The organism is Flavobacterium columnare NBRC 100251 = ATCC 23463, from assembly GCF_002530675.1.
Taxonomy (GTDB): Bacteria; Bacteroidota; Bacteroidia; order Flavobacteriales; family Flavobacteriaceae; genus Flavobacterium; species Flavobacterium columnare.
This window is the reverse complement of record NZ_PCMX01000128.1, coordinates 1-9,900: the sequence shown is the minus strand read 5'-3', so window position 1 is coordinate 9,900 and position 9,900 is coordinate 1. Positions and strand designations below refer to the sequence as shown.

General features: G+C 29.7%; 9 protein-coding genes. 7 read left to right on the top strand and 2 right to left on the bottom strand.

What is annotated here, in order from left to right; all coding sequences use genetic code 11:
- Nucleotides 1–398: 398 nt before the first annotated feature.
- On the bottom strand, nt 399–773 hold the full coding sequence (locus tag B0A78_RS13225) for a YchJ family protein (RefSeq protein WP_014164506.1): 375 nt from the start codon (nt 771–773) through the stop codon (nt 399–401).
- Between the two features lie 51 nt (nt 774–824).
- Nucleotides 825–2,429, bottom strand: a complete 1,605-nt coding sequence (locus tag B0A78_RS13220) for a class I SAM-dependent methyltransferase (protein ID WP_014164507.1) — start codon at nt 2,427–2,429, stop codon at nt 825–827.
- Nucleotides 2,430–2,533: 104 nt separating this feature from the next.
- On the opposite strand from B0A78_RS13220, the gene B0A78_RS13215 reads away from it, so the two are divergent.
- The 7 genes from B0A78_RS13215 to B0A78_RS13180 all read left to right on the top strand — a co-directional run.
- Complete coding sequence (locus B0A78_RS13215; protein WP_014164508.1) at nt 2,534–3,160, top strand: Crp/Fnr family transcriptional regulator; 627 nt, start codon at nt 2,534–2,536, stop codon at nt 3,158–3,160.
- Between the two features lie 66 nt (nt 3,161–3,226).
- On the top strand, nt 3,227–4,645 hold the full coding sequence (locus B0A78_RS13210) for an MBL fold metallo-hydrolase (RefSeq protein WP_097609754.1): 1,419 nt from the start codon (nt 3,227–3,229) through the stop codon (nt 4,643–4,645).
- Between the two features lie 84 nt (nt 4,646–4,729).
- Entirely contained in the window at nt 4,730–6,154 is a 1,425-nt protein-coding gene (locus B0A78_RS13205) for an MBL fold metallo-hydrolase (protein ID WP_014164510.1), read from the top strand.
- On the top strand, nt 6,151–6,375 hold the full coding sequence (locus B0A78_RS13200; RefSeq protein WP_077225303.1) for a hypothetical protein: 225 nt from the start codon (nt 6,151–6,153) through the stop codon (nt 6,373–6,375). The genes B0A78_RS13205 and B0A78_RS13200 overlap by 4 nt, the downstream gene beginning before the upstream one ends.
- 461 nt (nt 6,376–6,836) lie before the next feature.
- Nucleotides 6,837–7,025 (top strand): hypothetical protein, encoded by a 189-nt coding sequence (locus B0A78_RS13190; protein WP_014164512.1) that lies wholly within the window; start codon nt 6,837–6,839, stop codon nt 7,023–7,025.
- A 278-nt stretch (nt 7,026–7,303) separates the two neighbouring features.
- Nucleotides 7,304–8,776: an IMP dehydrogenase gene (guaB, locus tag B0A78_RS13185; protein WP_097609753.1), complete on the top strand. Its 1,473-nt coding sequence runs from the start codon at nt 7,304–7,306 to the stop codon at nt 8,774–8,776.
- A gap of 203 nt (nt 8,777–8,979) precedes the next feature.
- Nucleotides 8,980–9,900 (top strand): acyltransferase family protein (locus B0A78_RS13180; protein WP_097609752.1); only part of this gene is annotated, 921 nt, incomplete at its 3' end.

Sequence of the window (9,900 nt, the reverse complement as noted above, 5' to 3'; positions counted from 1 at the left end):
CTAGCAACTTGAATTAATTAGTTTTAGATAAACTATCTAAAATAAAAAATAGGTATCTCAATTTATTTTATCAATAAATAAAAATCTCATAACGAGTATTTTTTAATTTATGTTTTTTAAAATCAATTGTTTAGAAATTATTTATTCACTGTTTAGAGTATACTAACTGAATAAAGTTACCCCAGATTAGGTATTAGAAATTTATTACAAATACAAATGACCTTGAATCTAAAAAGTACTCCATTTTTTGTCCTCAATGTATTAAAATTACAGCTCTGGTAAAAAAATTTCGTTCCTTTTTGCCTTCTTTGCTCTTTTCCTCTTCATTATACTAACACATAGTCTGGGGTTAAAAAACACTTATAAATCTTTTAGATAGATTTTAATTTATATTAAAACTAACCTATTTCGCCTTCTACATAATACCATATTCCTCCTTGTTTTCTAAAACTAGATTTTTCATGATGACAATGTGATTGAAGATTGCTATCTATATAATATGCTTTAAATTCAACATTCTGTTCTGTTGCTTCTAAAACTTCTAATTTTAACCAATTATTCTGGGTAGCCCAAGCCAAAAAATCTTTTTTAGTATAAAATTTTCTCGTACTAATGTGTGTCGTATTCAATAAATAATCTACTTGATGTATACAATATGCGCTATAACGAGATCGCATTAATTCTTCGGCAGTACTAGGCTTACTAATACCTAGTATGAAAGGTTCACAACATTCGTGAAATATTTTTTTTGATCCACAGAAACAGTTATTCATTTTGTTCTAAATCTTTATCCTATTTATATTATTTATCTATTTAAAAAATAACTAGTTACCCTTTAATAAATGAATACTTACTGTAGCATAATCTGTATTAGGAAAACGTTGTGTAAAACGCTCATCAGAATAAAGTCCTACTTTTTGAGCTATTTTTACAAATTCTTCAATTTCTAATATATATTGATCTGATAAACCATGTGTTACGTCGTAAGCGGTAGCGGGTGTTTTACCTATGTTTTTAGAAACAATATTTGGATTTACAGTATGAAGCTCAATCAGTAGAAGTCCGAATTTATGAACGTATTTTGCCCATTTTTCTAAATGCTCATATAAGTTTGCTTCTACTGTATTATTTGATAATTGTTTTCCTCTATACGAAAAAGCTCCTGTAGAGCTACTTTCGATATCATAATTGTTTTTAGGTTCACTCCAAATTCTATTATGATCTAAGAATGTACGAACATTTAATAATTCGTTCAAATCAATATTATAGTTTTCTTTTAAATCTGTTGCTAATAAATCTGGATTGCCTATATCTCCCCATATTACTTTAGCCCAAATGTCAGCTTTTATTAAATTAGCTCTAGTTACCTTTAAAGCTACTTGATTATAATCAACTCCTACTAAAAAAAGCGGATATTCCTCTAACATTTTTCCACGCATTGTTTGTCTTTCAATAACGTTAAAAATATGTTGTAAAAAAGCACCGTTGCCACATCCCATATCTAAAATTCCTTTAGGTTGTTCAGAAATAGGGCGATTAAAGAGTTCTATTATAATTTCATCAATAACTTTAAAATAAGTATTATGAGCGCCACCGCTACCCCAAACATTCATTTCTCTATTTACGTGTATTTCTACATCATTAATAGCTATATCTCTTAATTTATTAGGATTGCCAAATAATAATATTTCAAGATTTTTTAGCATTGGTAAATAAGAAACAGTTACTCCATAAGCGGAAGCTCGCTTAGCATAAAAAAGACCTGATTCGGTAAATTGATATTTTCCTTTTCGTTCTGTAAACCAACCTAAAGAGGTGAAAAAGTTTAACATAACAGTAAAAGCTTCGGGTTCTTTATGAAATTCATCGGCTCCAAATGAAGTTTCCATAAAATATTTATGAAACATACCTGTCATTCCTAAATTTACTATTAAAGGACCTACTAAAAATCCCTCTAAGTGTTTTATAATCTGATGTTTAATTTTTCCTTCTTCTGAATTTAGATCAAGAGGTAGAGAGTTTATTTTTTTTAACTTTTCAAATAAAGGAGCTAATATAGAAATAGTATGTTCATTAATGCTATTAGATGTAAATACATCCGTTAGAAACAATGTTTGAGCAATATCATGGTATAAATCAAACTGAGAAAAAGCCAATTCAGTTACATTATTAATCTTTAAACTTACTTTATTTTGGTGATTATCTACAAAATAAGTTATAAATCCTTGAGAGGCTAAAGCTCTTAATGCAATATTTAAATATCCTTCATTTAAGTTAAAAATATTTTTTAATTCATCTAGCGTAACTTCTTTTTTATCAATAATATAATCTGTAATTTTTTTTTCTTTAAGTAAAGCTGCTATAGGTAAAATTACAATGCCATCTAGATGCCTAAAAATAGATTCTCTCAATTCTGTTGTGTTCATCATTAGTTTATTAAGTTTACTTGCACAAAGTAGTAAATTTTAATGACTTTTTAAATTTTAAAGATGAGATAAGTAACTTATATTTGTAGGATGTTTTTTAATTTTTTATGAGAGATATAATCAAGCTAAATTTCCCTAATTTTCATCCACAACTAATAGAAGAAATAGAGGAAAACGCCTATATACAAAATATGAAGGCAGGTGAAACAATAATGCGTTCAGGTCAATTTATTCGTCATACTGTTTTAGTTATAAAAGGAAAGATAAAGTTATACCGTGAAGATGACGAAGGAAATGAATATTTTATGTATTATCTTCAACCGGGACAAGCCTGTGCTATTTCTATGATTTGTGCCACTAGAGAAGAAACCAGTGCTTTAATGGCTAAAGTAGTAGAAGATGCAGAGCTTATTATGATACCTCTTGCATTAATGGAAAAATGGATGAGTAAACACCGTTCTTGGTATGAGTTTGTAATAGAAACCTATAGAAGTCGTTTTGAAGAAGTTTTAACGGTTATAGATAATATAGCTTTTAAAGCTATGGATGAGCGCTTAGAATTTTATTTAAAAAGACATCGAGATGCTTGCAATTGCAAAGATATAAAACTATCCCATCAAGAAATAGCTTCCGAATTAAACACATCTAGAGAAGTAGTGTCACGTTTGTTAAAAAAAATGGAGCAACAAGGGGTAGTTAAATTATATAGAAGCCATATTGAAATCAATTTTTAAGAGCTGACAAAAGTCAGCCTTTTTTTAAAAATTAACTTATACCTTTGTCCTTTTGATAAAATTATTATGAAAATAGAACAAATCTACACAGGATGTTTAGCTGAAGCTTGTTATTATATAGTTTCAGATGGAGAAGCAGTTATTGTTGATCCTTTAAGAGATATAGAACCCTATTTAGATTGTTTAAAAAAAGAAGGCGTTACCCTAAAATATATTTTTGAAACCCATTTTCATGCTGATTTTGTTTCTGGACATATAGAATTAGCTCGTGCTACAGGGGCAACCATAGTGATTGGCCCCACCACTACAAAAACAGGCTACCCATGTCATATTGCTTTTGATAATGAAATTTTTCAATTAGGCAAGTCTTCTATCAAACTAATTCATACACCAGGCCATACATTAGAAAGTTCTTGCTTGTTATTAATAGATGAAAATCAATTAGAAAAAGGTATTATAACAGGAGATACCCTTTTCATAGGTGATGTAGGAAGACCTGATTTGGCTCAACATGTTATGACCGAGTTGTCAGAAGACAAACTTGCTCGGTTATTATATCATTCATTAAGAAATAAGATTCTTCCTCTTCCTGATCATTTAATTGTTTATCCCAATCATGGGGCAGGAAGTGCTTGTGGTAAAAACATGAGTAAAGAAACTACGGATACATTAGGTAATCAAAAAAAAGTAAATTATGCTTTAAACCCTAATTTAACAGAAGATGATTTTGTACAAGCTGTTTTAGAAGGATTAATGCCTCCACCTCCTTATTTTCCTAAAAATGTATTACTAAATATTAAAGGGTATGAAAGTTTATATTCAGTTATAAACAGAAGTCTTAAAAAATTAGATATAACACAATTTGAAAAATATATAGAAGATCCTACAATTTTATTATTAGATGTTCGTAATTCTGATGAATTTGCAAAAGGTTTTATTCCTAATAGTATAAATATAGGACTGAATGGAAACTTTGCCCAATGGGTAGGAGAGTTGATACCTAATATTGAGCAAAAAATATTATTAATAACAGAAGATGAAGAACAGCCTTTAGAATCTATTATTCGTTTATCAAGAATAGGGTTTGATCAAACTATAGGTTATTTAAAAGGTGGATTTAAAACCTGGAAAAATTGCAATAAACCGTTTCATACCATCCAAAGGATGAAAGCAATGGAGTTAACTAAAATTCTAAATGAAAATTCTTACATAATAGATGTGCGTAAGATAAATGAATATAATTCTCAACATATAACAAATAGTATAAACATTCCTCTACATCTATTAGAAAATAATTTAAATAAAATACCACTAAAAACTACTTTTTTTATACACTGTTTAGGAGGATATAGAAGTATGATGGCAGCATCTATATTATACAAAAAAGCAATTACAAATTTTATAGAAATTGAAGATGGTTTCAATGGAATAAAAAAGACAGAAATTAGATTATCAGACTATCAAACTCAAACCTGTATGTTATAATTTTATATAAGATTAAAGGTTTGTAACTATTATCACTATTTGTTATAAAAATAAATAGTATTTTTGTAGGACAAATTGATAATAATGCAGATAGAACAAATTTATACAGGTTGCCTAGCCCAGGGTGCCTACTATATTACCTCAAATGGAGAAGCTTTAATTGTCGACCCTTTAAGGGAAATACAACCGTATTTAGACCGTTTTAAAAGAGATAATGTCCTTTTAAAATACATTTTTGAAACGCATTTTCATGCTGATTTTGTTTCAGGTCATTTAGATTTAAGTAAAGCTACTGGTGCCCCAATAGTATATGGTCCAACTGCCAAACCAGAATTTGATGCAATCATAGCACAAGATGAGCAAATATTTAAGGTAGGCAATGTTGCTATTAAAGTTTTACATACTCCTGGACATACCATGGAAAGTACAACTTACTTATTAATAGATGAAAACGGAAAAGACCATGCTATTTTTTCAGGAGATACTCTTTTTATAGGAGATGTAGGCAGACCTGATTTAGCCCAGAAAGCTGCTAGTATGACTCAAGAAGAATTAGCGGGTACATTATTTCATTCATTACGAAATAAAATTATGCCACTTGCCGATGATGTAATAGTTTATCCAGCTCATGGAGCAGGGAGTGCTTGTGGTAAAAATATGAGTAAAGAAACTAGTTCCACTATTGGACAACAAAAAGTTGACAACTATGCCCTTCGCTTTGATATGGATGAGGCTGAATTTATAGCAGAAGTCCTAGATGGATTAACTCCTCCTCCTCCATATTTTGGAATGAATGTAGCTATGAATAAAAAGGGGTATGTTTCATTTGAAACGGTATTAAATAATGGATTAAGACCTTTGTCAGCCAAAGAATTTAATGATTTAGCAGATAACCAAGATGCTATCGTTTTAGATACACGACCAGCCGCTGTATTTCATTTAGAGCATATCCCACAATCTATTAATATTGGAATAATAGGCGATTTTGCCCCTTGGGTAGGAACACTCATTGCTGATGTTAATCAGCCAATTCTTATAGTTTGTGAAGAAGGAAAAGAAGAAGAAACAATTACCAGACTTAGTCGAGTAGGTTTTGATAATCTCCTAGGTTATTTAGAAGGAGGCCTGAAAACATGGAAAGAATCAAAAAGGGAAACAGATCGAATTAATAGAATAAGTGCAGAAGAATTTGCTCAAAAAGTAAATTTAAAAGATGATATAATAATAGATGTTCGCAAAGAAAACGAATACCAAGCAGAACACCTAGAGGACTCCTATAATAAACCACTCGCTTATATTAACGATTGGATGAATACTATTCATCCCAAAGAACATTTTTATATACATTGTGCAGGCGGTTACCGTAGTATGATTGCCGCATCAATACTTCAAGCACGTGGCTATCGAAACTTTACAGAAATTGAAGGGGGATTTACAGCTATTTCTAAAACTAATTTACCAAGGACTCATTTTATTTGTCCAAGTAAAATGTTAAATTCTAAATTATGAAACGATTTTTTTTAAATTGGCATATAATCCGTTTTTTTCGCTTAGCATTAGGTGTTTTTTTAATTTTTCAAGCCTTTGAAACTCATCAATGGATTTTTTTAGGATTTGCAATATTCTTTTTATTTCAAGCCTTTTTTAATATAGGATGTAGTTCAAATACTTGTCAAATTCAATTAGAGGATAAAAAAAGTAATGATTCATTTCCTAAACATTACAAATAAAGATAAACCAGTATTAATTAATTTTTGCGACTTGCTATGGCTCCTGTCAAGTATTAGGCTCCATACCATCTTAAAAAAGTAAAGGGAATACAAGGAGATTGAATAGATGTAAACAAAAATAAATAATTAGCAACAAAATATCTGGTAAGAGGAGTTACAAGTTTAACCCTTTTTTAAAAAAATAATCCATAGGATGTTTCAGGATTACTACAAAAAGATAAAATTATAAAAGTACTAAAAGAGAGCACCTTATAAAATTATGTTAAAGAAGTATTTTTTAACTCTTTTAGGTAGTACATTTGGTCTTATAGCAGGCTACCTTTATTACCATTATGGTTCTATATCGGGAACTTGTTTGATTACCTAAAATCCTCTGAATAATAGTGTTTATATGGTGCTGTTTTAAGGGGAGTAGTAGGAAGTCTATTTAAATCAAAAAAATAACTTTTAAAAATTTTAGTATGAAAAAATTAATTTCATCAGTAGCATTAGTAGCGTTTGTATTTTCTTCTAGTGTATTTGCACAAGAAGTAAAAGAAGAGAAAAAAGACAAAAAAGCAAAAACTGAAAAAACTTGCTCTAAAGAAGACAAGAAAGCGTGTACTGAAAAAAAAGCGTGTTGCACAAAAAAAGCTGAGAAAAAAGCTTAATTATTCTAAATTTTATAGATTAAAAGAATAATAAAAAGCTGTCCGAGAAGTAAAAATAAAATTTATCTGGTTTAAGTCTAAGGAAAGTCTCATAATAAATACATGATCGATTTTTTAATTCATTAAATCCTCTTTAAATTATATTTATACACTTTTCGGGCACTTTTTTTTGTTTAAAAAATATGAAAATCAGTAAATTTTAGTATTAAATTTAAATTAAATTGCTAAAATTTACAGTTAATTTCCTATATTTGTTCGCAATTTAATCGTAAATTGCAATGAACGCACACACAACTAAAATTATCGGTGAAGGACTAACTTACGATGATGTATTGCTTATTCCTAACTACTCACAAGTACTTCCAAGAGAAGTAAGTATCCAAACAAAATTCACTAAAAATATTACTTTAAATTTACCTGTTGTTTCCGCTGCAATGGATACTGTTACAGAAAGTGCAATGGCTATAGCTATGGCACAAGAAGGAGGAATAGGAGTTTTACACAAAAATATGTCAATCCAGCAACAAGCAGCAGAAGTACGTAAGGTAAAAAGAGCTGAAAGTGGAATGATTATTGATCCTGTAGTATTAAATCTTGAAGCAAATGTAGGAAATGCCAAAAGTGCGATGAGAGAATACGGAATTGGCGGAATACCTGTGGTTGACCAAAATAAAAAATTAAAAGGAATTGTTACTAATAGAGATTTACGTTTCGAAAAAAACAATCTAAGAAGTATTACTGAAGTAATGACTTCAACTAATTTGGTTACAGCTCCTGAAGGAACAACTTTGGAAAAGGCAGAAGAAATTTTACAAGGTAATAGAATAGAAAAATTACCCGTTGTAAATGCTGAAAACGAGCTAGTAGGCCTTATTACTTTTAGAGATATTACAAAACTTACTCAAAAACCAAATGCTAATAAAGACAAATACGGACGTTTACGAGTAGCTGCAGCTTTAGGCGTTACAACAGATGCTCTAGAAAGAGCAGAAGCCTTAGTAAATGCAGGTGTTGATGCGGTTATTATAGATACAGCACATGGTCATACTAAAGGAGTAGTTGAAGTATTAAAGCAAGTAAAAAATAAATTTCCAGAACTCGATGTAGTAGTCGGAAATATTGCAACACCAGAAGCTGCATTGTATTTAGTTGAAAATGGAGCTGATGCTGTTAAAGTTGGTATTGGACCAGGTTCTATCTGTACTACTAGGGTCGTGGCAGGCGTTGGTTTTCCTCAATTTTCTGCTGTTTTAGAAGTAGCAGCTGCACTAAAAGATAGTGGTGTTCCTGTTATAGCAGATGGAGGTGTTCGTTATACAGGAGATATTCCTAAAGCAATAGCAGCAGGAGCCTCTACAGTTATGTTAGGATCTTTATTAGCAGGAACCAAAGAATCTCCTGGAGAAACTATTATCTTTGAAGGTAGAAAATTCAAATCTTATAGAGGAATGGGATCCGTAGAAGCTATGAAAGAAGGTTCTAAAGATCGTTATTTTCAAGATGTTGAAGACGATGTAAAAAAATTAGTTCCGGAAGGAATTGTAGGAAGAGTACCTTATAAAGGAGAATTAAATGAAAGTATGCTTCAATTTATAGGAGGATTACGTGCAGGAATGGGATATTGTGGTGCTGCTACTATAGAAGAATTACAAGAAAAAGGGAGATTTATTAGAATTACTTCGAGTGGCATAAGTGAAAGTCATCCTCATAATGTAACCATTACAAAAGAAGCTCCTAATTATTCACGTTAAAAGAGTTATTCAAAATAAAAAGATGGGAGGCAAAAAGTAGTAACTTAACGTCTAGTTTTCCCTTCGAATAAAGGGAGAAGTCATATTGCTATGGTGATTTGCTTCGTATCTTCACTTTGTTCGAGCCTCCCTTTGGTCTAAATGACAAGATTGTAATCTTTCAGACCCTCTTTTAACTAAAGTAAAAACAAATAAGATTACTAATGAAAGAGTATTATCCTAGTTTAACTGGAGTACGCTTTGTTGCTGCCAGTATGGTTTTTTTTCATCATTTTAATCCCGTTTCAACAAGAACATCATTTCCTTTTTTATATGATTGTTTTACTGAAATGCACATTGGTGTCACATTGTTCTTTTTTTTAAGTGGATTTTTAATTGCAAACAGATATTATGATCAAAAAATAAATTGGAAAATTTATTTTATTAATAGATTTTCAAGAATTTATCCAAGTTTTTTTATTTTAACTACGTTTACTTTTTTATACATTTATTATAAAACTAATACACTCAATATAAAATTATACTTACTGAATATAACCTTTATAAAGGGTTTTTTTAATAATTTAAAATTTACAGGAATTGCTCAGACTTGGTCGTTAACAGTAGAGGAATTTTTTTATTTATTAGCGCCTTTCTTTTTTATCTTTATTAAGAAAAAAAGATTCTCTATTTATTTTTTACCTATTATTTTTATGATCTTAGGACTAATATTTTATAGAAATGATATAAACTTTATGTTAGATTTTACTTTTTTTGGTCGATCTTTCGAATTTTTTTCGGGAATATATCTAGCCTTATTTCTAAAAAAGAATAATAAAGTTTTTTTTACTATTAATATGACTTGTATTGGAATTTTATTTACTTCCATTGGTCTTTTGGGATTAGTATATTTAAAACCAGGGGAGGGATTATATGGTAATGATCTTTTACTTGGTAAAATTATAAATACTATTTTTTTTCCATTATTTGCTTTTACTCCACTTTTTATAGGTTTAATTACAGAAAAAACTATTATTGAAAAGCTTCTTTCAACTCAAATAATACAAATTTTAGGCAAAAGCTCTTACGCTTTTTACTTGATTCATCTAGGTATTTTTTATGATTTTTTTCATAAGTATTTTAAT